This is a genomic window from Chryseolinea soli, from assembly GCF_003589925.1.
In the GTDB taxonomy this organism is placed as follows: Bacteria; Bacteroidota; Bacteroidia; order Cytophagales; family Cyclobacteriaceae; genus Chryseolinea; species Chryseolinea soli.
Genome location: NZ_CP032382.1, coordinates 6,993,661 through 7,019,038, shown reverse-complemented (window position 1 = coordinate 7,019,038; position 25,378 = coordinate 6,993,661). Strand labels below are relative to the sequence as shown.

Annotated in this window: 12 protein-coding genes; 8 read left to right on the top strand and 4 right to left on the bottom strand. The window is 52.7% G+C overall.

The genetic code is table 11. The annotated features are described in order from the left end of the window. Positions 1 to 96: 96 nt before the first annotated feature. Positions 97 to 2,502 carry an ABC transporter permease gene (locus D4L85_RS29115; RefSeq protein ID WP_119757648.1) on the bottom strand — a complete coding sequence of 802 codons (2,406 nt, stop codon included), beginning with the start codon at positions 2,500 to 2,502 and terminating at the stop codon, positions 97 to 99. A 159-nt stretch (positions 2,503 to 2,661) separates the two neighbouring features. Here D4L85_RS29115 and D4L85_RS29110 point away from each other — a divergent pair, with 159 nt between their 5' ends. Next, entirely contained in the window at positions 2,662 to 5,634 is a 2,973-nt protein-coding gene (locus tag D4L85_RS29110; protein ID WP_160144076.1) for a ligand-binding sensor domain-containing protein, read from the top strand. After that, positions 5,618 to 6,250 (top strand): response regulator transcription factor, encoded by a 633-nt coding sequence (locus D4L85_RS29105; RefSeq protein WP_073132002.1) that lies wholly within the window; start codon positions 5,618 to 5,620, stop codon positions 6,248 to 6,250. The genes D4L85_RS29110 and D4L85_RS29105 overlap by 17 nt, the downstream gene beginning before the upstream one ends. 529 nt (positions 6,251 to 6,779) lie before the next feature. On the opposite strand, the gene D4L85_RS29100 is transcribed toward D4L85_RS29105, so the two are convergent. Further along, complete coding sequence (locus tag D4L85_RS29100; protein ID WP_160144075.1) at positions 6,780 to 8,153, bottom strand: hypothetical protein; 1,374 nt, start codon at positions 8,151 to 8,153, stop codon at positions 6,780 to 6,782. Between the two features lie 529 nt (positions 8,154 to 8,682). On the opposite strand from D4L85_RS29100, the gene D4L85_RS29095 reads away from it, so the two are divergent. The 3 genes from D4L85_RS29095 to D4L85_RS29085 all read left to right on the top strand — a co-directional run bounded on the left by D4L85_RS29095 (position 8,683) and on the right by D4L85_RS29085 (position 15,033). After that, positions 8,683 to 9,366: a hypothetical protein gene (locus D4L85_RS29095; protein ID WP_160144074.1), complete on the top strand. Its 684-nt coding sequence runs from the start codon at positions 8,683 to 8,685 to the stop codon at positions 9,364 to 9,366. Positions 9,367 to 10,151: 785 nt separating this feature from the next. Beyond that, complete coding sequence (locus tag D4L85_RS29090; protein ID WP_119757644.1) at positions 10,152 to 13,394, top strand: SusC/RagA family TonB-linked outer membrane protein; 3,243 nt, start codon at positions 10,152 to 10,154, stop codon at positions 13,392 to 13,394. Positions 13,395 to 13,413: 19 nt separating this feature from the next. Beyond that, positions 13,414 to 15,033 (top strand): SusD/RagB family nutrient-binding outer membrane lipoprotein, encoded by a 1,620-nt coding sequence (locus D4L85_RS29085; RefSeq protein WP_119757643.1) that lies wholly within the window; start codon positions 13,414 to 13,416, stop codon positions 15,031 to 15,033. Between the two features lie 303 nt (positions 15,034 to 15,336). On the opposite strand, the gene D4L85_RS29080 is transcribed toward D4L85_RS29085, so the two are convergent. Both D4L85_RS29080 and D4L85_RS29075 read right to left on the bottom strand, forming a co-directional pair. Then, positions 15,337 to 18,681, bottom strand: coding sequence for a VCBS repeat-containing protein (locus D4L85_RS29080; RefSeq protein ID WP_160144073.1), 3,345 nt, complete (start codon positions 18,679 to 18,681; stop codon positions 15,337 to 15,339). Between the two features lie 5 nt (positions 18,682 to 18,686). Beyond that, positions 18,687 to 20,222, bottom strand: a complete 1,536-nt coding sequence (locus D4L85_RS29075; RefSeq protein WP_228450666.1) for an outer membrane protein assembly factor BamB family protein — start codon at positions 20,220 to 20,222, stop codon at positions 18,687 to 18,689. Between the two features lie 154 nt (positions 20,223 to 20,376). Here D4L85_RS29075 and D4L85_RS29070 point away from each other — a divergent pair, with 154 nt between their 5' ends. From D4L85_RS29070 to D4L85_RS35175, 3 genes are all read left to right on the top strand, one after another. Beyond that, complete coding sequence (locus D4L85_RS29070) at positions 20,377 to 23,670, top strand: VCBS repeat-containing protein (protein WP_119757641.1); 3,294 nt, start codon at positions 20,377 to 20,379, stop codon at positions 23,668 to 23,670. Then, on the top strand, positions 23,667 to 24,977 hold the full coding sequence (locus D4L85_RS29065) for a vanadium-dependent haloperoxidase (protein ID WP_119757640.1): 1,311 nt from the start codon (positions 23,667 to 23,669) through the stop codon (positions 24,975 to 24,977). Before D4L85_RS29070 ends, D4L85_RS29065 begins: the two co-directional genes overlap by 4 nt. Positions 24,978 to 25,177: 200 nt before the next feature. Further along, positions 25,178 to 25,375, top strand: a complete 198-nt coding sequence (locus D4L85_RS35175) for a PLDc N-terminal domain-containing protein (RefSeq protein WP_119757639.1) — start codon at positions 25,178 to 25,180, stop codon at positions 25,373 to 25,375. Positions 25,376 to 25,378 lie beyond the last annotated feature (3 nt).

Genomic DNA, 25,378 nt, shown 5'->3' with positions numbered 1-25,378 from the left:
CGGAACGCCAACAAATGGGTGGTGGGATAAAAAATATTGGTGAAGAACACTGAAAGGGGTGGCCCTATGTGTTCTTCACCAATTTGAATTTCATGGCTATTCGTTCCTCAAAGTATCCGCCGGATTAATAAGCGCGGCCTTGACTGCCTGAAAAGCCGCCGTGCCATAGGCGATGACCAGACACATCACTGCCGAGGTGATGATGGGCCAAATACCGATGTCAGTCTTGTAGGCAAAATCGTTCAGCCATTGGCTCATCACCCAATACGCTAGCGGAATACCCACTACGATCGCCAGCAACACCAGCCGCGTGAAATCTTTTGTGATGAGCAACACAATGCTGGAAGCTGTGGCGCCCAGCACTTTGCGAATACCAATTTCTTTTGTCTTCTGGGCAGCGGAGAATGAAACCAGTCCCAGCAATCCCAGGCAGGCGATCACAACCGTGAGGCCGGCGAACGTGGTGCTGAGGGTGCGCATGCGCTGTTCGTTTTGGTAGAGCGCGGCATAGTCCTGGTCGAGGAAGGTGTATTCGAACGGACGGTGCGGGGTGAGGGTTTGACAGACCTGTTTCATTTGCGCGAGGGCCGCGGGGGTGTCGGTGCCTTTTAGCTTGGCGAAGATGTAGCTGTACTGGTTGTCCTCGGTGAACAACACCAGGGGTGAAATTTTTTGGTGCAGGGGGGCAAAGTGAAAATCCCTGGCTACGCCGATGATCTCGCCTTTGCGTCCGTTCAAGCCCACCTTGGTGCCTACAGCTTTATCGATCTCCAGCGAGAGTTCGCGAAGCGTGGATTCGTTGACAATGAACGTGTAGCTGTTGCCGGTGGTGTCGGCTTTCGTTTTTTGCATGTCGGCCTCCGTGAAGTTGCGGCCGGTGGCCAGGGTGATGCCGAGGGTCGGAATAAATTCTTCGTCGATGGCCATGGCCGTGACGATCATGCCCTGTTCGTTGGTGCTGCCCTGTTGCAGGTTGATGGAGTAGCCGCCCTTGATGGCAATGGGCGATTCGGTGGCGCGTGCTACAGACGCCACGGCGCCGCTGCGAAGCAACTCGGACTTCAGGGCGGGGAATACTTTTTCGGTTTTGCGATCGAGCGGCAGGATGACGGTGTTTTCTTTTTGATAGCCTAGCTTTTTCTCTTGCAGGTAATCCAGTTGACGGATCACAACCATGGTGCCTACGATGAGCATGATGGAAATGCAAAACTGGAACACCACCAGGCTCTTGCGCAGCCACACGCCTTTGCCCGATGTTTTGAAATTCCCTTTGAGCACGCTCACCGGCTTGAACGAGGTGATGGCCAAGGCGGGATAAGCTCCGGCCACAAAAGCGATGACCAGGGTCGCGGCCACGGCAGCGCTCACGAACGGCGTGCTATACAAAAGATTGGCCGCGAACGATTTTCCGGTGATGCTTTCGAATGCCGGCAAGGCCAGCCGCGAAAGCAGGAAAGCTACGGTAAGGGCCAGCATCGTGATGATGATAGACTCGCCGATGAATTGCGTGAACAGTTGCTTGCGCATGGCCCCGATCACTTTGCGGATGCCCACTTCCTTTGCGCGGTCGGCGGCACGCGCTGTGGCGAGGTTCACGTAGTTGATGCAGGCGATGCTCAGCACGAGAAAGGCAATGACGCCGAAGATATAAACATACTGAATGCTGCCTACGGGCTGATTTTCGTTCATGTCGGAACGGAGATAAATGTCAGTGAGCGGGAAGAAATTATATTTCACATAGTCGCCGGGGTTGGTGAGTTCGTTGGCGAGAGCCTTCTTCACCAGCTCGGAAGTTTTGTTGGTGAGCGATTGGACGTTGGTGCCGGGCGCCAGCAGCACGAAGGTTTGATAGTTGGCGCTCCACCAGATCTGTTCTTTCGATGCCGCCAAGGACGAGAACGAGCCGACAAAATCGAATTGCAGCAGCGAGTTGCTGGGCACGTCGTTCATGACGCCGGTGACGAGATAGTCTTTGTCGTTATTTATCTGGAGCGTTTTTCCCATGGGATCTTCTTCGCCAAAATATTTTTTCGCCGTGGTCCGCGTGAGCACCACGGAGTTGGGTTCGGTGAGCGCGGTGGTGGCGTTGCCCGAGATCAACGGGAAGGAAAAGATCTTGAAGAAGGTGCTGTCGGCATAAAAGAATTTTCCTTCCTGAAAAAGCGTCTCGCCGCGACGGACGATGAAGGGATTCCACGACGAGGGATTATATACCCGCACGCCGGTTTCCACCTCGGCAAAGTTTTTCTCCAGCGTAGGCAGCAGGGCCGTTGGCGAGACTGCGGTCTTGGCCGTTTGGCCTCCAAAGCTGTATTCCAGCGACGACCGGTAGATGCGCGAGGCCTGGTCGTGGAATTTGTCATAGCTCAATTCGTGGACGATCCAGGTCACCAGCAGCAAGCAGGCAGCCAATCCCAGCCCCAGGCCGGCAATATTTATGATGGAATAAGAACGATGTTTTCGCAAACTTCGTAAACTGATGAGAAGATAGTTTCGGAACATAAAGCGGCTTTTTAGAGAAATATGATGCTAAGACTGCAAAACCATGGGCGAGGTTGCACCTTCCGGTCATTAAAATACCGGAAAGCCCCCGGAAAATTATCCCGCCACACGGGGTATAACGGGGAAGGGGAGAAGCCCGTACTTTGCAAAGTGTTCTGTATGTCCAGGGTCTGCATCACCATAATTTTCTGCTGCCTCGCTGTCATTGCGCTCCGTGCCCAGGACGACACTTTTTATTCCACCCGCAACTATACCGCCATCGACGGCCTGCCCCAATCGCAAGTGATGGGCATTTTGGAAGACAAGAACGGCTACCTCTGGGTGGGCACCACGGGAGGCGGTCTGGCACGCTACGACGGCCGCGAATTCAAAGTATATACCACGCTCGACGGTCTGCTGGCCAACCAGGTGGTAGGCCTCCGCTTCGATCGTCACGACAACCTCTGGATATTGCACCCCCGCGGCGTCACCCGCTTCAATGGTCTCGAGTTTAAACGCTTCCAGGCGCCTCAGCAATTGCTAACCGACCGTCAGATGCGCCGCATCTACATGTTGGGCGACACCGTGTTCATGCTCAGCAACAGCGGCATGGCGAGCAAAATTTATCGCGACTCGGCCTACTATTGGGAGAAACCGCTCTACAAAGATTACCAGGCGTGGGGATCACACCGCGCACCGACAGGGGAGATCTGTTCGTTCACCAGCGATGGCCAGTTCATCATCCAAACGGGCAATCAAAAGTTCATGTTCCCGGCAGGCGAGGAGGTGGGCAAGATCTATAACCTCTTCAACTACAAACGCGACGTGCTGTTTCGCTCCGCCAATGGCGTGTTCAAGCTTGACATCAAAAATAAAAAAGTAGAGAAGCTGAACTGGGACATGCCCAACTTTGTGCTGCTCTACGATGACAAGAGCGATGTGTTCTGGACCGTGAGCGGCAGCAACCTGCTGAAGGAAACCACGCGCGGCGCGGAGATCAAACGCGACACGGTGTTGAAGGACGTGAGCATCTACCAGGCGTTGGTGGACTCCGAAGGCAACACATGGTTTGCGTCCGACGGCCGAGGTCTCTACAAATACTACCGGCAGGATTTCAAGCGCTGCAGCTCCGACAATCTGCGCGGCGTCATGACGATTCTCAAAGATCGCGATGGCGCCAGTTGGATCGGCACAATGGCCAAGGGCCTGTGGAAGATCCATCACGGCAAAATACGGTCCTACGTGGACCCGAAAGAACCCACGCGCAACACCATCACCACGGTGAAGCAAGCGCCCGATGGTACGATATGGGTCGGCTCAGCATCGGGCCTGGGCAAATACAACAAAGAGCACGACTGCTTTCAATGGTACACTCGCGAAGACGGTTTGCCCGGTTGGGCCGTGACGTCGCTCGCATTTGATGGCCGCGGCGTGTTTGTGGGCACCGGCAACGGCCTCAGCTATTTCGACGGCAAGACCTTTACCAACTACTCCACCAAGGATGGTCTCTATACCAACGGCATCTGGACGATCCTGTACGACCCCAAAACCGAAACCCTCTTCATCGGCACGGAGATCGGGATGAACACACTCCAGCACGGAACGATCGGCAAGCTGCCCTTACCCGAGATCGTGAACACGTCGGTGCTGAGCATCAACAGCTACCGCGACTCGTTGTTGTTGTTGGGTACCGGGGGATCCGGACTGATGGTGATCAAACCCTTTGGCGATTTGCGCAAGCTCATCACCACGCGCGACGGCCTCGCCTCTGACTTTATCTATTTTGCTGCACCCGATGAAAAAGGCTATACCTGGATCGGCACCGAGAAAGGGATCAACCGCATCAAGCTCGACAAGCATTTCGATCTCGTGGAGAACCTGCACTTCGACTTCGACAACGGCCTGACGGGCGTGGAGACCAATCAAAATGCTTTCTACATCAGCCCAAAGGAAAAGTACTTCGGTCTCGTGGACGGTCTCTACGAATTTAACGACCACAGCAGCGACAGACCCCGTTCCTTCGACGTGCACCTCACCAACGTGGAGATCCTCTATGGCGAGTATTCGCCGCGGCAGTACAGCGATAGCACTTTCGGATTTTTCAAGATCCCTTACACCCCGTCGATGCCACCCGACAAGAACCACCTCACCTTTACGTTCAACCGGGTGGACAAGCATTACTCCAAGTCGGTAAAATTCAAATACATCCTGGAGAACTTCGACAAGACCTGGTCGCAACCCTCGGCCCAGGACATGGTGACCTACAGCAACCTGCCCCCGGGAGACTATACGTTCCGCGTGATGAGCACCAACAACGAAGGCAGTTGGGCCGACACGCGCATCGCCTACGCCTTCACCATACGCACACCGTTTTACCGGACGGCCAGCTTCCTGTTGGGCATGTTCATCCTGGTGGGTGGGCTGGTGACGCTGATCCTTTACCTGCGTGTGAAACAACGGGTCAACCGGGTGATGATGCTGGAGCGCATCCGCCAGAAAGAACAAGATACGCTGCGCAAGGAGATCGCCCGCGACTTTCACGACGAGATGGGTAACCAACTGACGCGCATCATCAACTACGTGAGCCTGCTCAAGCTCAACAGCACCAGCAATGGAAACGGCAACGGCTACGCCAATGGGCACGACCTCTACACGAAAGTGGAGGATTCAGCCAAATACCTGTATAACGGCACACGCGATTTCATTTGGTCGATCGACCCCGTGAACGACGAACTGTCGAAGCTCTTCATCCACATCCGCGACTTTGGCGAGAAACTGTTTGAGGAAAAGGAGATCAACTTCAGGGCGTATAACGAAGTACGCGAAAAAATAAAGCTGCCCTATGGCTTTAGCCGCGAAGCCAACCTCATCTTCAAGGAGGCGATGACCAATTCCTTTAAATATTCGGGGGCGCGCAACGTAGCCCTTTCGCTGAAGCGCGACGAAAGCACCGGCTTCGAGATCTGTTTTGAGGACGACGGTGTCGGATTTGCCACCGAGGACATTGAAAAATCCAACGGATTGCAAAATATTCGCGATCGGGCCAGCAGGATCAATGCGGTTTTACGTATACAAAGTGCGAGGAACGAAGGAACAAAGATCATTCTCAATTTTAAACTCACTAAAACACTGAAATATGGGCTTGCCTTTTAAAAAACGCGTGATGATCGTGGAGGACGACCAGGAGATCCGCAACAGCTTCACCCTGATCGTGAACAGCTCCCAGAAGTTTATGGTGGTGAACGCCTACGGCTCGGCCGAAGACGCCATCGCCAACCTGAACCGCGACAAACCCGAGATCGTGCTCATGGACATCGAGCTTCCCGGTGTGAATGGTATCCATGGCACCAAGGTCATTAAAGATAAAAGCCCCCACACCGACATCATCATGGTCTCGGTCTATGAAGACAGTGAACTTGTCTTCGAGGCCCTCAAGGCCGGCGCCAGCGGCTACATCACCAAGAGCGCCAACTACATGGAACTGCTGAGCGCGCTCGACGAGATCGTGAAAGGCGGAGCCCCCATGAGCAGTCGTATCGCCCGTATGGTCATAGACAACTTCCACGTGAATCCCAACTCTCCACTCACCAAACGCGAAACGGAGATCCTGCAGTTGATCTCCGAAGGTAAGACGTACACGCAGATCTCCGAAGAGCTGTTCATCAGCAAGGAGACCGCAAAAACCCACATCAAAAACATCTATTCCAAGTTGCAAGTGAACAGCAAATCGGAAGCGATCGCGAAAGCAAATCTGGAGAAGTTAATATAGACCGGTTACTTCACGCCCCACACCACCACTCCCGAGGGGGTCGCCCGACGCAGTCGGGGCGGGGGGTATCATGTCCTGGCGGGATTCTAATAGATCCCAAAAAATGCCAAGGATGATACAAAGCGTTTGAATACCCTGGGGGAAGTGTCATGGTAAACATACCCCTCTTTTTTGAATTTATGTCTCGCACGTTTCACGGTCCTTTTAGGATGCCGTTTCTTGTCGAGAAAACCTGCATGTATTTTGGTATTAGCATTTCGCTCACCAACGCCATAGCCGTGCGCCAAGGCAGCCCCGGGGGCGACAAGCAAGATCAAAACGAGAATAACGATTCGTGACATATCTTTAAAGATAAGAACAATATAGAAAGAGGAGTCTACAGGAGGGAACGGAGTCAAAACTTTACTGCCCCAGCACACCCCTCACGAGGGGTCGCCCCGCTTCAGCGGGGCGGGGGTAAGCACGACATGCGCCCGCCCGCTGTAGTTTCACCAACAACAGCGGGCGGGCGTAACACATCGCGCGCATTTCAACGCCGCCCATGCATACCACCTCCACCACCGTGGAAGCCACCTCCACCACCACCATGAAAACCTCCACCAACCCCTTGCCAGCCCGAACTATGAAATGAACTGGCATTAAAATGACTATATCCACGCGTATTGAAATTACCAGGCTTCACATTCATTTGACTCACGTGGCTGTTAGACCGGGCGGGACTGACAGTACGCGTGTTTTGATGGCTCACAGCTCGCTCGGTGGTTGAACGGGTGCGACCGTTGGTAACCGCCGGCCGGGTCGTCCTGGAGAAATGACTGTAGGCCGCATTGTTGAAACCGCGAAACACGTTTCTTCGGATGATATCGGTCCGGTGAACATTGTAATAGGTATTGTAATGGTTATACAACCCCGGATAATGATGGTAACCAAAGCCAAAGAACCAGTTGGCATAAAACCTCGACGGTAACCCAACGACAACAAGACCACCACCGGGACCATAGTAAAAGCCGGTCTGATAATAAAACGGAGTAGGATACCACATCGGGCTCGTGTACCAATACGGATAGCCGTACCAATAGGGATAAGGATAGTTGTCGTATGAATTGTTAGCGACATACGTAGGATCGGTGTCATCCTGGTCGTATTGCTGTGCAAACTCGCCGGCCGCTTGTTTCATTTCCGTTTGAAGCTTCGGATCCTTGGCCACCGCGTCCTTATACTCCTGCAGATCTTTGGCATCCTGCTCGGTCAGTTTCTTGTTGAGATCATCCAGCTGCTGTGTAACGGCAGCGGGATCGTTTTTGTAGGACTCGCCCAGGCTTACCGTGAGATCGATATGGTCCGTCAGCACATTCATGACATCGGGCGTTTCGATCACCTTCTTGAAATCTTGCTGCACCTGGGCCGGATACTTGGCCGTAAGCTTATCGACCGTGGCTTGCGACGACTGATAGATGTCGTTGATCTTCACCAGGTCATTGTAATGATCCTGGTACACGGAAAGAATTTGTTGCTGGATGTTATCCGGATAGTCCTTGATGAGTGTCTTCACCTCATCGACGCTTTTTCGGTTACCGGTGGTCAGCGTGTTGGTCAGCTCCGGGAAGCGTGTTACTTGGTAGAACTTTTCCTGCTCCTCACGTGGATAGCCCGCGATGAGATCCTGGAACGACTGGCTGGTGCGGGCCTGTACCCTTTCCAGCTTCACCAACACCTGCGGATACTGCGCCACATCAAGGATGGCCGCACGCATGTCGCTGGAATAGGGAGCAATGGCCGAGATGATCTGGCTCTCATCTTGTGAAAGACTGTCGACCATTCCCTGCGCAAACGAGAGACTTGTGACCGCCATGAGCATGCACGACAGCACAAGCATTTTTGAATTTCTATTTACGGTTTTCATAAATTTCTCCTTTTTCTTAGGATGATTTCGCTGCAATAAAGTCACCGGTAGCTTCGCGCTATTTTATCACCGGTAGCAAGCAATTTTCTCCAGGCATGACGTGATCTTTACGTCGCGGATTTAGGCTGTTGTGTTCGGGGGGATCACATCTGGGAGGGGGGAGACACCGGCGCGGCGTTCGTCGCCAGATTTGCCGGACTGGTCTACACTTGAAAACTTTTTGAAGGTACTTGCGTTTTGCAGCCGGCGATAGGCTTAGTGATGGTGCCTATTCATTTCTATAAACCAAAATAGCACATAAAAAATTCACAACGCCGTGGTTGGAGTTCTTCTCCAACAACTTCACTCAGCGTGTTTCCCTTTATAAATGTTTAGCGTATGTTTTGATTGATCAATCAAAAATGACTACCTATAGGTTAACATCGTAGCGGTAAGCAGGTGAATTTTACCAGGTATTGACTTGGTAAATCTTTGCTCAGTTTAGATGTTGGCGGAGATTTTTTATATAGATTTTAAAACCGATAGAAAAATGATGAATACCCATTGTACATTAAAGATGATCGCCTTGGCGCTGATCGTTTCCTTTTCAGCGTATGGACAGACCGGTGAAATTAGTATTATCAATCCCTTGCTCCGGGTGGGCGATGAGATTAGCGTGAACGTTTTGATCAGTGATGCCGAATCCAGTATCGTTCGCGGACAACTCTCCCTCAAGAAAATGTGCCTGGATACGGGGTGGGTTGATGTTGGCCCGTTGAAAATTGAGGTGCAAAATATTTCCTATGAAACAAACGCGCTAAAATTGAAAGTCATGGCACCCTTGCCACCCGAAAAGACAACGGGTTTATGGATGAGCTTGGTAGAGGTCAATTCCGGTCAATATTTGGTTTTGGAGCAAAGAATTGGCCGCAACGTGGAGTGGAAATCAAAATCTAAAAATGAATTGGTCATTCGGACGGACTCGGATCAGAGTGGTTTTGCTGAATTGAATGAAGCGCGCCTGAAAGAGGCCGGGATTGAAGTGGTTTCTTCATCCACCCGAAGTGGCGATGCGTGGGTTGATATATTCAATAAGAATGGTGCTTATAATTACAAAGTGTCAACCTATGAGCTTAAGAAATTGCCGGAATTTAAGCGGGCTGTTAAACTCGATAAGACTTTCTTCACCGGCTTTCCTGAAAAAATGGAGAGTAAAGAATTGTGGATACGATGAGGCATTTTGATGTGCAGTCCCGCCGGACCGGATCTTTGACAACCGCCGGTTTTGTCTTCTTTATATATTGAGAGCCGTCTTTTGAGTTTCCTTTTTCTGATAAAGTCTGTCGCAAAATATTGGTTTCGGCACCAATTGTCGATGTGTGCGCGTGTGTCTTCGCAAATGCTACCGTTCATCAAAAAAACCGCCCTGGGCCCTGGTGTGCGCGCAAACGTTTCTATTTCCGGTTTGTTTATCTGATCCTTTTTTCATAAGTTAAGTCATCGTTATCGGGGTCCCCCGCCCGGCGCATGATAAGAAGTGGAGCATAGGAATATCTGTTAGCATTCTCAAAGGCTTGTTCTCAGGATTTGCCAAGGGGCATCTTGAAATGAATCGCGCGAGGATAGATCGGTTGGATGTTCATTCCAGGATTTACATCAGGTGTCGCTTTTCGCGACCTGCATGCTGCACCTTTTGGGTAAAGAATGCCCGATTCGCATTTCTCAGGACTTGTTTACGGATTATCAAAGGCATTGTGAAATGAATCACGCCATGATGGATTTGGTTGCTTGTTCATTTCATGACACCGTTTAAAGTATCGTTTTCGGGGCCTGCCCGCTGCATTTTTTGAAGGGAAAGAATACCGGTTAGCATTTCTCAAAGCTTGTTTTAGGAATAGCCGAAAGGCATCTTGGAATGAATCGCGCGAGGGATAGACAGGGTTGGATGTTCATTTCAAGACATTCATGTGAAACCATTTTTGGTCTTATAGTTAACTGTCTAACCTAAATCTAACCCGTATGAAAAAACTCTACAGGTGCATGGGACTGCCATTGGCCATGCTACTACTGTTCACCTCCATGGCACTGGCGCAGAACCGAACTGTGACCGGTTTAATCACGGATGAGAACGGCACTGGAATGCCCGGTGTCAACGTGATCGTAAAAGGAACGTCGAACGGTACCACCACCGACAGCGACGGTAAATATTCGATAGGAGTTCCTGAGGGCACCGCGACGCTGGTCGTTTCCTTCATTGGCTATGCCACCCAGGAAGTGGACGTCGGATCGCGAACCGCCATCGATGTGAAAATGGCAAGCGATGTGAAGCAACTCAATGAAGTGGTGGTGACGGCGCTTGGTATTGAAAGAAATACCAAGGCCCTTCAATCGTCGGTTACACAGATCAGCGGCGACAACTTTACACAAGCACGTGAGGTCAACATGGCCAATGGTCTGGCAGGCCGCGTGGCCGGTGTGAACGTGACCAAGATCGCGTCCGGTCCCGCCGGATCGTCGCGCATCGTTATCCGCGGTGCGAAGTCTTTGAACACGCAGGCGGGGGCAATGAACCAGCCTTTGTATGTGATCGATGGTATCCCGATGGACAACACCAACTACGGTCAGGCGGGTGTGTGGGGTGGCGGTGACCAGGGCGACGGTACGAGCAGTATCAGCCCGGATGATATTCAATCCATGACGGTCCTCAAAGGCGCCAGTGCTGCTGCACTCTACGGCTCCCGTGCCGCGCAAGGGGTTATTCTCATCACCACTAAAAAAGGAACCGCGCGCAAAGGCGTGGGTATTGAATTCAACTCCAACTTCGTTTTTGACAAGATCTACAACCTGACCGACTGGCAACACAGTTATGGTTCCGGTGCGTATACCGGTGTGGGCTCACTGGCCAACCGCGTGGCTACCAAAGCGAGCAACCCGGAAGATGTGCAGAGCGCTTTCGACAACGGATGGTACGACCAGGCATGGGGCCCCAAGATGGATGGCTCGACGGTCTATCACTTCGACGGCAAGGCGCATCCCTATTCTTATCAGGGAGACCAATGGGATAAATTCTACCGGACCGGAACGTCGTTCACCAACAGCCTTGCTTTTACGGGCGGCAGCGAGACACAGAATTTCCGTTTCTCGATGGCGAACCTGAACAGCAAGAGCGTTATGCCGAATTCGGGATTTGACCGGGTGAATCTCTCACTGGCGTCCAACTCGAAGTTTGGCAAGAAACTAACGTTGACGACGAAGATCATGTACTCGAATGAGAAGGCTAAAAATCGTCCGAACGTTTCCGACTCGCCGGGCAATGCGATCCAGTCCGTATACTATATCAACAACGATTATAACATCGACGAATACCGGGGCGATCCCAACAAACCCGGCGCGGTCTGGACAGGTGGACCAACGCCACTCGATGGCAAAGGCAATGGCCAGGAGTTGCAAGGTTCTTCCAACTTGTGGGGACAAAATCCCTATTGGGCAGCCTATCAATTCAAGAACACGGATACGCGCGACCGCATTCTTGCTTCCGGCCAGTTGCGGTATGACATCACCAATTTTCTGTATGCCCAGGTAAAGGGCGGTATGGACTGGTCGACAAAACGGGGCTCACAACTCACACCGGAGGGAACAGGTTATCAACTCCCGGGTGCGCTCACCGAATACGAAGCGCGCGCGAGAGAGATCAACCTGGAATACATCGTCGGCTTCAACAAAACCTTTGGCAAGTTCAATATCAATGCTTTTGGTGGCGGCAACAAGATGACGTCGGAATATGAAAAAAGCGATTTGGCAGGAAACGGATTCAATACCCCCTTCCTCGCGTCCATCAGCAACGCCGCATCAAAAACGTTTAACTACGATTATAGAAAACAAGGTATCAACTCGCTCTTCGGATCGGCTGAAATTTCGTTCCAGAACTATTTGTTCTTAACGGCTACCGCCCGCAAGGACTGGTTCTCGGTGTTGAATTACCCGCACAACAATAAATTCTATCCGTCCATCGGTGCCAGCTTTGTATTCTCCGATGCTTTTGCTGGACTGCCGCAGTGGCTGAGTTTTGGAAAGATCAGGGCTTCGTGGGGACGCGTGGGTAACGCATTTTCGGTTGTGCCGTATAGCACCAATTTGCAATACACCACAGGCCTGACCCACCTCAGCAGGCCGTTGGGATATTACTCCTCGGCAAACACCACCAACAACGGAAATTTGCCTAATCCCGATCTGGTGCCCTATATATCGACTGAAACGGAGTTCGGTATGGATGTGCGATTCTTTGAGAGCAGACTGGGTATCGACCTCACCTACTATTCGCAAAAAACTACGGAAGACATTCTAAATGCCCCGATCTCGCGGGCCTCGGGTTTTGGAACAACCTCGGTGAACCTGGGTGAACTCACCAACAAGGGCATCGAACTCTTGATCACCGGCCAGCCCCTGCGTGGTGCCGTGACATGGGATATCTCCTTGAACTTTGCGAAGAATAACAGCAAGATCGTATCGCTCATTCCGGGAACGAATATTCTCAACGTCGAAGAACCCCGGACCCGGACCGTGTTTGTGAGCCAGATCGTGGGTCAACCCTTTGGCACATTGACCGGCGTCAAACAAAAGGTATCGCCCGATGGCCAGTTGATCTATGACAAAGACGGCGCGCCGCTTACCGATAATAACTACTATGTTCTCGGCAAAGGGGTTCCGGATTTCACGGGTGGGTTGAACAACTCGTTTACCTATAAGCAATTCAACCTGGCGTTCCTCATCGACTTCAAGTCGGGTGGCAAGATCTACTCCGGTACCAACGTGCGGATGACCGAAGCCGGCTTCCACAAACAAACCCTGCAGGGCAGGGATGGCGAAGCGCCGCTTACCATCAATGGCGTAACGGAAGTGACCGATGCCAGTGGTGCCGTGACAGGTTATGAACCGATCAATAGGGCGCTGGCCCCGGGTGAAGCCCAGAACTACTGGTCCCAGTTGGGTGAACGCGCACAGGATCATTTTGTGTACGATGCGTCCTTTATCAAATTGAGGCAAGTGACTTTGGGTTACAACCTGCCGAGAACGCTTTTGTCGAAAACGCCTTTCCAAACCGCGTCTCTCTCGTTTGTTGCACGCAACCTGGCGATCTTGTATAAGAACGCTGAGAACATCGATCCCGAATCGTCCTATACCAGCACCAATGCACAAGGTTTGGATTATTTCGGTATGCCACCCACGAGAACCTATGGCTTCAATTTGAGAGTATCGTTCTAACTTTTTAAATCTGAAAGACATGAAGCAATTACATAAATATCTCCTGTCGACGATTCTGGTGGTGATCTTTGTTGCAGGCTGTGATACGGACTCCCTGCACAACCTCAACAATAGTCCACAATTCGTCAATGAACTCAATTTGAATTTTCTGTTCACGTCTGCGCAATTGGGCTCGGCTTCGGGCGGTGCTGCGGGTGACAATCGTTACATCGATTGGCGCACCAATATCGGCATGTGTTCTTATGCCATCCAACAGCTTGCCAACGCCGGCGGCGGTATCGCACCGGGCGACAAGTACACCGACAATGCAGAAACGTCGAGTGCACCATTTGAATTTATCTATGGTGATGAATTGAATAACCTGGCGGCAATCCTTCGTCAAAGCGGACCCGGCGGATATGCCGAGGGCAAATACCTGAATCTTCGCCAGGCCGCCCGCATCGTACGCGCCCAGCTTTTTCACCGGCTCACCGACTACTATGGAAGCGTGCCGTATAGCGAAGCCCTTCAGGGCGTGGACAAGATCTTCTATCCCAAATACGATAAGCAAAAGGCCATCTATGCCGACCTGCTGAAGGAATTGGATGAAGCCACAGCCGCTTTGAGCGACGGCAATGCGGACGAGGGTTTTGGAGCAGCCGATTTGTACTACGATGGTGACATCGACAAGTGGAAAAAATTCGGCTACTCGTTGATGCTGCGCCTGGCCATGCGCATTTCGAATGTCGATCAGGCCACAGCCGAAACCTACATCGCCAAAGCGGTTGCCGGCGGTGGTTTCGAGAGCAACGACGACAACGTGTGGGTGCCGATGGCGCTGGCCCCCAGCCAATGGGTGAATCAAAACGGCATCAGCCGTGCGTTTTATCCTGGCGACGGCGGTCAACCTACCTTCCTGAGCAAGACCTTTATCGATTGGCTGAAGGGCGCCAACCCCAACGACGTATCGGATGATGATCCACGGTTGATGATCATCTGCGGCGGCATTGGCGATTGGAATCCTCCTAAGTGGGAACCCACGGTAAGCGATCCGCTGAAGCAAAAGGGCATGCCCAATGGTTACGATGCACCAGGCCTCCAGGTTTATGAAGGTGCACCCAAACCCGTGGATCAGGATGCGACGTACTCCAAGATCAATCCGTTGATGCTCGACAACGACGAGTCTTACATGCTCATGAACTATGCCGAAGTGGAATTCCTGATGGCCGAAGCCGCCGAGCGCGGTCTGGGTGGCCTCTCTGCCGGCGCAGCACCGGCACACTACGCAGCCGGTGTAAAAGCAGCCATGCAAATGTTCACGCCTTACGACGCCACGCTTACCGTTTCTGATGGCGAGGTTGCCACCTACCTGGCGACTTACCCGTATACAGGAACACAATCAGAAAAACTCGCCATGATCGGCGAACAATTGTGGGCAAGTAAATTCCTCAACTGGTGGGAAGCCTGGTCGGATTGGAGAAGAACCGGTATCCCCGCGTTAACGCCGACGAATTATCCTGGTAACATCACCGGCGGCACAATTCCGCAACGCCTCCGCTATCCCAATGCGGAAGTGGCCGGCAACCCCAACTTCGCCGCTGGCGCAACATCACCCAACCTCTACACGACCAAAGTGTGGTGGGCTGGAGGACCCGAATAGATCCCCGTTCGTGCACAATTCAAAAAGCCGTCTCGTCCGAGACGGCTTTTTTTGTGAGCATGTGTGTCGCAGGCACAAAATCTCTAAAACGCTACACCCCGCAGTTCAAGACACCCCGAATTTCGAATGCAGAAAACACGGATATACTTCGCACCCGATAAAACGAAACCCCGGCAAAGACCCGAAGCCGGTTCCTCCAATTTCAAATACAACACCCACGCAACTTCAATAAGCTCTCCACGGGATTCGTTGTGGAAGTACCAAGCCAAATGAAACTTGTGCCTGCGGAATGATGTGCCTCGATCAACGCTTACGAAACACCAGCATAGAAGCATTGTTACGCGCAACAAAGATCCGTTTGCCTTGCGAAGTGTTGATGACCGCCGCATCGCGAACCTCACCTTTCATATAAAGCGACGTATGTTCCTGAGGTTGGTAATGGAACGAAGTACCGTTGCCCTTTAAGAACACACCACGACTGGCATCATGGCGACCAACCTGGGGTTTTAGCGCATAGAAATTTCCGCCGAGCCAAAGGTCGATGGCACCATCTTGATCAAGGTCGTCGGCGAGGATGGCGAACACCGGTGAGACTTGTGCTTCCTTCGGCAACGATGTTAGCCGGAAGGTTGCCCCATCATTCCAAAGAATAGCGCTCTCGAGGGTTTCGGCTTTGTAGACCAGCGAGCGCTCGCGAATGGCAGCGGGGAAAAGGGAGTCGTAGGTTTTTGTGGCGTAGTCGGCGTATTTGAGAATGCGTTTTCGCAACGCGGGCAATTGGCTGGTGAGTTCCACTTTGGAAACGAAGGGATAGGGGATCGTGTCGAGTGGGGGATACCAGGTGATGATGGGTTCGCTTTTGCCGTTGTCGTCGAAGTCGTTGACGTACATCCCTACGGGACGGCTGGTCGATGCCTTGAACTTGGTGTTGAGTCCCCAGTTGCCGACAACGAAATCCATGTCGCCGTCTTTGTCGAGGTCGGCCGCCTGGATGCGGTTCCACCAGCCGGTGCTGTGCGGCACGGTGTCGGGGTCGGTGAGCATGCCTTTGTCATTTTTGAAAATGTGGATGGACATCCAGTCACCTACCACAACGAGTTCTTTGAATCCGTCGCCGTTTGTGTCGGCCCAGGTGGCGTCGGTGACCATGCCCACGTTGCCCAGCGAGGGAAGGGCAATGTTGAGCCATTCGCCGTGGTCATATTTGAGCAGATAGCTTTGCGGCGGCAAACCGTAGTTGCCCGGCACAGCGCGTGCGCCCAGGAAGATCTCTGCGCGGCCGTCATGATCAAAATCTTCTGCGAGCAGGGTGGAAAAATTGCCGATGAGTTGTGGGATGGCGGTGGGGTTGGGTGAGAAGTTTCCTTTGCCGTCGTTTTTGTAGCAACGCACCAGGAAATAAGAACGATCCATTTCGGGTTCGTTTCCTCCAGAGCCGATCATGAGATCGAGATCGCCGTCGGCATCCTGGTCGAAGAAGGTGCCGCAGGTGCTTTCAAATTTCTTGTCGGTTACAAATGCGGGTGTAGGTTTGAGCATGAACGTGCCGTCGGTTTTTTGGACGAACAATTTGCAAGGGTCGCCGGACGCGCCCAGGAGAATGAGATCCTCTTTGCCGTCGCCGTTTACATCTCCTTTTACCAGGCGCGGTCCTTCGGTGGACAACATCCGCGTGAGCAGAATTTCCTGGTCAAAGTCGTTGTGTCGATTCTCATGATGCGTAGCGTCACCGTGGAGGACTTGCGCGCTGACGTCTTCAAAATCGTTGTGTGCCAGGTATGGAGGATTTATTGCCGGGCTTGGTGCGGCCTTTGCATAATCGAGCGCGAGGGATTGGTCGGCCTTTAGTTGCGTCAAAGTCTCCTTCTTGCCGTCGGGCCAGGTCACGGTGAGGGTGTCGATGTGATCTGTTTTTCCGAGACCAAACAGTAACGACGGTTCAATGCTGCTTTGAAAGCCGCGGCTGTTGAAGTTTTGGAGCGTCAAGATTTGCGAGCCCATTTTCAAAGTCACTTGCGCGCCGATGCCAAAGGGATCGCGAGCAGGTCCTTTGAACGTGGTCTTGAGATAATGATTTTTCTCTTTGGTATTGGCTTCGTTCCGGTAGACAAAGCAGGGCGCGTTGATGTTGCTGACCACCAGGTCGAGGTCACCGTCGGCATCCAGGTCGGCATAGGACGATCCGTTGCTGAAAGAGGGCTGCGCCAATCCTAATACTTGTGCTTTGTCGTGGAAGGACCACTCGCCTGTACTTTCAAAGGCATAGTTTGCCAACGGCCGGGAGGGGATGAGCGTGATGAAATCGCGATAGTCGAATTTGCCGCGGCGGCTGATGACCTCGTTCTTTTTTTGCGCGTCGCCGATGAACTCGCGAAAGTCCATGGACATGATGTCGCGTTGGATGCCGTTGCTGACAAAGATGTCTTTGCGGCCGTCATTCTCAAAGTCGAAAATGAGCGCCCCCCAGCTCCAGTCCGTGGCCGACACACCGGCCTGCAAGGCGATTTCCTGGAAAAAACCGTGGCCATCGTTGAGGTGGAGACAATTCTGCACCATTTGATAGTGGTAGTTTGCGCGATATTTGGTGTCTTCGAGGTGATAGGGATCGAAGGCGATGGTGGCTTTGAGCCGGTAGTTGTCGGCGGGGAGCATATCGGTGGTGAAGATCTCGGGGCTGCCGTCGTTGTTGAGGTCGGCAATGTCTGCCCCCATACTGGACACGGAACAATAGTCGATGCGGTCGATCAACTCTTCGTGGAATTTGCCGTGGCCCTGGTTGATGTAGAGATAGTCACGCTCCCAAAAGTCGTTGCTCACATAAATATCCGGCAGCAGATCATTGTTGACATCGCTCACAGCCACACCCAACCCAAAGCCCACGGCGCTGCTGTAGATGCCCGCCGCGGTGGTGACATCGGTGAACTTCTCGCCATCGTTGCGCATCAGCTTGTCGCCACCGGGGTCGGAGCGTTCGCGCATCTTGCTGTAGAGTTCGATGCGGGCGGGGTCTTTGAAACTATTGTTGAGGATGTAACAATCGAGATCGCCGTCCTGGTCATAGTCAAAAAAAGCGGCGTGGGTGGAGTAGCCTTCGTTGTTGAGATTATAGGCTTTCGCTTTTTCGGTGAATGTGCCATTGCCGTTGTTGATGAAAAGCTCGTTCTCGCGAAAGGCGCCGTCGACATCACCGGAGTTGCAGACATAGAGGTCGAGCCAGCCGTCGGCGTTCACGTCGGCCATGGTAACGCCCGTGCTCCAGACCTTTGTTCCGGCCACGCCGGCTTTTTCGGTGATGTCTTCAAAAACGAAATTGCCTTTGTTGAGATAGAGTTTGTTTTTGTCCTGGTTGGAGGTGAAGTAAATATCCGGCAGGCCATCGTTGTTGATGTCACCAATGGCCACGCCACCGCCGTTGTAGAAGTTGCGATAGGTAAGTACGTTGAACTTCTCTTCGTCCACTACTTTATTTACAAAGCCAATGCCGGTGATGTCGGCGGCGAGCAACGTGAAGAGCGGTGCGGTCTTGTCCGTTGCTGTGGCAGGGGAAGCAGTTTCTTTTTTACCGCAGCCACTGCACAACAGAAAGAGCATGAGGGGAGGACAGAGCCTCAGCGTTAGTGTTTTTGATGATGTTGCCCAGGGTTGCACAATACTTACGGGTTTATATGATCGCCATCGAATATGCCATCGCCAAACGTTCCCATATACGCTCCCCACCGCACCGGCGCTTTGACACGGATGGGTGTGGCGATGCGTTTGATGCGGGTTCCTAAAAACAGGAGCAGATTGCCATGGTGATAGTACTGGCAATGTACGATGTCGAGATAGCCATCGCCGTCGAGGTCTCCAATCCAGGGGGTGGAGAAAATGTTTTTGAAGCCTTGGGTTTGGTCGATCACCTGCACGTCGCTTTTGCGAAAGTCGATGGCGATAAGTTTGTTTTCCATGACGGGCGGGGTCTTGCCGGCAAAACCCAACGCACAATCGAATTCATTTACGCTGAGGATGACTTCGTCGCGGCCGTCGTGGTTGAGGTCGTAGACTACGGGGGATGAAAAACCGGTGCAGCCGATGGAATCCGTATACGCGATGGCGCCCGTTTTGCCGTCGATGAGCACCTGGCGTGAGCCGGCACTGTTGGGCCACTGGCCGCGGCTGACAAAGGTGAAGAAATCGGGGACGTCATCGTCGGTGAAATATCCCACGGCAAAGCTATTGCTGCACTCCGTGCCCTTCACGGATTGGGTCCACAAGGGTTGAAGGGTTTTGCCATCCACAGCCACGACGGTGCTGCCGTGTGTGATGGCCACGATGTCACGGTAGCCATCGGCGTTGATGTCGGCTATCGAGGGTGGTGCGATAAAGCCGTGGCCGGTTTCCGTGGCAATGGCGGTAGCGTTGGCGAGGCGGTGTTGCAAGAGGTCTTGCAGGTGGCCTGCGTATAGATGGCCGTTGATGGTTTCGCCGCCGGTCCCAAAGATGAGGGTGAGATCGGAACTACCCGGTTGCGAAAAGCAAAGGGGCGACATATAGGACTCTTTGCCATCGGGCATGGTGTCGGCGGCCAGGATGTTTCCCGTTTTGCTGTCGAACAGCATGAGCACCCCGGGGAACCGGTTCACCTCTGAGTCCGGGGCGGCCGCGGCGTTACCGCCGTTCACGGTGAGGAGGTCTTTGATGCCATCGCCGTTTTGATCGGGGACGAGGACGCTGTTGTTGAAATTGAAACGCGCGTATTTCAAGATGGAATCCTGTGCATGGTCCGAGGCATGATATTCCCAAAGGACGTCGCCGGTTTTGCCGTTAAGGGCTTTGAGATGGGGGGAACGGCCGCCGATGAAAATGTCGGGGGTGCCGTCGGCGTTGATGTCGCAAAACGTGGCGGAGCCATAAACCTGGTCGGTGGCGGTTTGCTTCCACAGGAGTTCGCCCGTTTTTCCATTCAGGGCGACGATGCCATAAGCACTTTTTTGAAATTCATTTTTGCCGGCACCCATCACCAGGTCCAGCACACCGTCGCCGTCGAGGTCGGCGGTGCGTGGCGAGGATTGCGAGCCGATGACGCCAATATCTTTCATCCACACGACTTCGCTTTTTCGCCTCCCACAGTGCATCAGCAGAAAGCCCATCGCGACCGCAAATCCATAGCGGTAAAGCAGGCGAAAAAACACACCGGGAACATGCGGCATAGGCAGGGGATCAAAGCCCAAAAAGGGGGCTTATCAAAGATCACATTTTACGCGAAAGAACCGCTACTTTTTTCAAAAAAAACTCGCCAGGAGGATACCTTATGGAAGAACATATGTTATCTTGTATGACAACCAGCCTGAACCCTTCGTCCTCATGAAAGGCCTGCATCGACAGCTTTTTTTTCTAATCGTCCCGCTGATTTTTTACCACCCTTCTGCATCGGCGCAAGTCCCCTTGTTTGAATCGCTGCCCGCACCAAAGACGGGGGTGACCTTCCGGAATATGCTGGAAGAAACACCGAAGTCGAACGTGCTCACCTATGAGTATTTCTTCAACGGTGGGGGTGTCGCCGTGGGCGATGTGAACAACGACGGCCTGGACGATCTTTACTTCACGGCCAACATGAAGCCAAACGCACTCTACATCAACCAGGGAAATTTCAAGTTCAAGGAAATTGCCAAGGCCGCGGGTGTGAGCTGTGAGGTGCCGTGGAAAACGGGCGTGACCATGGCCGATGTGAATGGCGACGGCTATCTCGACCTGTACGTCTGCTTCTCGGGCAAAGGTGATCCTGAGAAGCGGCGCAACAAACTTTTTATCAACAACAAAGACCTCACCTTCACCGAACGGGCCGCGGAATATGGCCTCGACGATCCCGGGTATTCCACCCACGCGTCGTTCTTTGACTATGACCACGACGGCGACCTGGACATGTACCTGTTGAATCACAACGTGGTGGTGATCCGCGAATTTGAATATGCGAAAGCAAAACAGACGCGCGACCCCTATGCCGGTCACAAACTTTTCCGGAACGACAACGGACACTTTAAAGACGTCAGCGAAGCGGCGGGCATTAAAGGCAACCCGCTGGGCTTCGGCCTGGGCATCACCGTAGCCGATATCAACAAGGATGGTTGGATGGACATGTATGTTTCCAACGACTATGTTGAACCGGACTATGTCTACATCAACAACGGCGACGGCACCTTTACGGACCGCATGACGGAGTATATGCAGCACATCTCTTACTTCTCGATGGGCTGCGATGTAAGCGACATCAACAACGACGCGTGGCCGGACATCTTCACGGTGGACATGCTGCCGGAAGATAACCACCGGCAAAAGCTTCTCTACGGACCCGAGAACTATGAGCAGTATGCCCTGATGGTGATGAACGGTTTCTATTTTCAAAACATGCGCAACATGCTGCACCTGAACAACGGCAACGGCACCTATAGCGAGATCGGGCAGCTTGCCGGTGTTTCGAAAACCGATTGGAGCTGGGCGCCGCTGCTGGCCGACTATGACAACGACGGCTGGAAAGACCTCTTTATTACCAACGGCTATTTCCGCGACTATACGAACCGCGACTTTCTGAAGTATAAGGGTGACTACTATTTTGAGAAAGTGAAAGCGCACGAAAAAGCCGACACGTTTCACCTGGTCAGCACCATGACCTCGACGCCCGTGCACGACTACGCCTACCGCAACAACGGCGACCTCACGTTTACCGACGTCAGCAAGGCGTGGGGCTTTGGCGCGCCGAATTTTTCCAATGGTGCCGCCTATGCCGACCTGGACAACGACGGCGACCTCGACCTGGTGGTGAACAACGAAAATGCAACGGCCTCGGTGTTCAAAAACCTGTCGCGCGAACAACATCCGGAGCTTCATTATTTGCAGGTGTCGCTGGTGGCGAGTGGAATGAACACGAGGGCCATCGGAGCGAAAGTGAAATTTTATACCGGTGATAAAATACAATACCAGGAGCACGTTCCGGCGCGCGGTTTTCAATCGGCCGTGAGCGATCGCATCCATGTGGGGCTGGGGAAGGTTGATGTGGTGGATTCGATCGCCATTACGTGGCCTTCGGGGAAGCAGGAGACTTTAAGGCAAGTGAAGGCAGATCAAGTCCTGATGGTGAAGGAAGATGAAAACGCAAAGACTGTGCGTCCAACAATGACTCCACTCAATCCCGTTTTTGAAGCAGCGGATCCACTGGTGGGCTATGCTCACGTGGAAGCGGGCTTTAACGATTTTAAACGGCAGCCTTTGTTGCTGACTATGTTAACGGCATGCGGGCCCGTGATGGCGACGGCAGATGTGAACGGCGACGGCCTCACCGACGTGTTTGTCGGTGGAGCAGAGGATAACCCGGGGAAACTCTTTGTTCAAACACCAGCGGGCTCGTTCAATGAGGTGGCGAGCCTGGCCCTCGGAAAGAAATTCACCGATGCCGATGCGCTCTTTCTCGATGCGGATGGCGACAAGGACATGGATCTCTACATCGTCAGCGGGGGATACAACGAGTACAAAGAAAAAGACGATGCACTGCAGGACCGGCTTTATCTCAATGACGGGAAAGGAAAATTCACACTGGCATCAGGACTGCCCGACGTGCGCGTGAGCAAGTCATGTATTGCGGCCAGGGATTTTGATCACGATGGGGATGTGGATGTTTTCCTGGGCGGCCGCGTCATTCCGGGGAAATATCCGGCCACGCCGGAGAGTTTCCTGTTGCGGAATCAGAACGGAAAATTTGAGAATGTTGCCGAAGCCGTTGCACCAGGCTTGTCACACATTGGAATGGTGACCGATGCGGCATGGCTTGATCTTAATGGCGATCGATGGGAAGACCTCGTAGTGATGGGTGAATTTATGGCCATCGAAGTGTACGTGAACGAAGGAGGGAAGCGGTTGGTGAAAAGTACGGACAAATTTTTCGATCGCTCCGCTACAGGCTTGTGGAATAAAATGATTGTCTATGACTTTGACGGCGATGGCGACGAAGACATTATGGCCGGCAACCTCGGCCTGAACACGCAGCTCCACGCAAGCGCAACCGAACCGTTGACGCTCGTATACAAAGATTTTGATAACAACGGATCGCTCGATCCCATCCTGGTCTATTATCTGCAAGGAAAACCTTACCCGTTCCCCACACGCGACGAACTCCTGGATCAGATGTACAGCATGCGCAAGAAGTTTACCAGCTATGCATCCTATGCCGATGCCCAGCTAAACGACGTCTTCTCGGGCGGCGACTTGAAGGACGCCATTTCGCTGAAAGCTGAAATGCTGGAAAGTGTTTACTTAGAGAATACGGGACAAAAACTAGTGCCCCATTCATTGCCCACCCAAGCCCAATTTGCACCGCTCTATGCCTTTGCACTGACGGACTTCAACGGCGACGGTCACATGGACGTGATCGCAGCGGGCAACCAAAGCTCGATCCGCATCCGCATGGGCGTGATCGACGCCAACTTCGGGCAACTGCTGGCCGGCGATGGCAAAGGGAACTTTCGCTATGTGCCGCAAGGCGAATCGGGGCTGACATTTATAGGGGATGTGAAATCGCTGGAGATGATTCGCGCCGGGCAGGACAATTACTTGTTGTTGGGGGTGAACAATGTGGGCATTGCAAACTATAAACTTCGTAAGAAATGAAACGTCGGCGATATCTCTTCTTGCTCGGACTTTTGTTGACGACGATGGCCGTTGCTCAGAAAAGCGACCTGCGACGTGAAGACGTTCAGTTGTTGACGGACCATGTCTTTAATCTGTCAGAAGTAATGCTGCACGATGTAGCGAACCCGCCGGCAGCGAGCCGTTTTTATGCCTACGCTTTGTTGGGTGCCTACGAAGCCTCGGCCATGGATCACGGGACGTTGCCCGACCTGCACTTGCGATGGAAGATGTCGACGGCCGCCGCGCCAGAAAAAGGGAACAGGGCCTTTTGCTCGCTGTATAGCATGCTGGAAGTAGGGCGGCAACTGATGCCTTCCGGTCATTTATTGGAAGAAAAGCAAAAGAAACTCATCCAATACTTTAAAACGAAACGCAAACTTTCCAACACGCAAGTGGCCAGCCTGGTGGCTTACTCGGAAGGGATCGCTGCGCAGGTGGTGGCTTTTGCGCGGGCAGATCATTACAATCAACTGAGCACCTATTCGCGCTATAAGCCAAAAAAAGAAGAAGGGCACTGGTTCCCCACGCCGCCGGAATATATGGCCGCAGTAGAGCCACAATGGAAAACGATCGTTCCTTTTTTCCTGGACTCCGCCATGCAGTTTGCGCCCGCACAACCGACCCCCTACAGCAAAGACACTGCGAGTTCGTTCTACCACCAGATGAAAGAAGTCTATGTCACCGGCCTTCACCTGACGGCCGAGCAGCGGGCGATTGCCAGCTTTTGGGATTGCAACCCGTTTGCCGTAAGCTACTCGGGCCACATGGCCATTGGGTTGAAAAAAATTTCTCCGGGCGGACATTGGATGGGCATTACGGGTATCGCGTGCCGTCAGGCGGGGATTTCTCTTGATTCGGCCATCCTGATTCATACCGCAGTGGCCCTCACGTTGCACGACGCGTTTATCAGTTGCTGGCAGGAGAAATATAAAAGCGATCGCATCCGGCCAGAGGCGGCGATCAACAAACTGATCGACCCGGCGTGGCGTCCGCTCCTGCAGACCCCCCCATTTCCGGAGTATACCAGCGGGCATAGCGTGGTATCGGCGGCGGTAGCCGTGGTCTTGACGCGATTTTTTGGTGATGGATTTGAGTATACCGACACGTCGGAGATCTTTTTTGGACTGCCGGAGCGCAAATTCAGTTCTTTTCAACAAGCCGCGAATGAAGCGGCCATCTCCAGGTTGTACGGAGGAATTCATTTCCGGGACGCATGCGAGCAAGGGATGATGCAGGGCAGAAGCGTTGGGGAGTTTGTTTGCGGCAGGATGTTTGGCGGAAAATGAGCAACACGTCATTTATGCCTACGCGCCGTTGGTGTAGTTTTTTTTTTCGGCGCTGTTCGATGATATGAGGAAGAAAACGTTTGTGGCGAAGGGATTTTGCTTGTGAACAAATGTTTATGCATCCTTAACAAATAGTTTTGAAACTTATTTGACGCAATGCTGTTATTTGCGGAACGAAGCGAAGCGCATTACGTCGATTTATGGGACCGAAGGGAATTTTGATTTCTATTTTTGTATTTACTCACCTGGCATTTAGTATCACCCGCTTATACGATCTGAAGATGAAAAGCAAACGTTCCAATAAATGGAAATGGGCGCTGATCATCTTACTTCTTCCATTTGCGGGCGGATTTCTTTATGACCGGACAAAACAAAGGAGAAGACAAGCCCAGTGGTAGAGG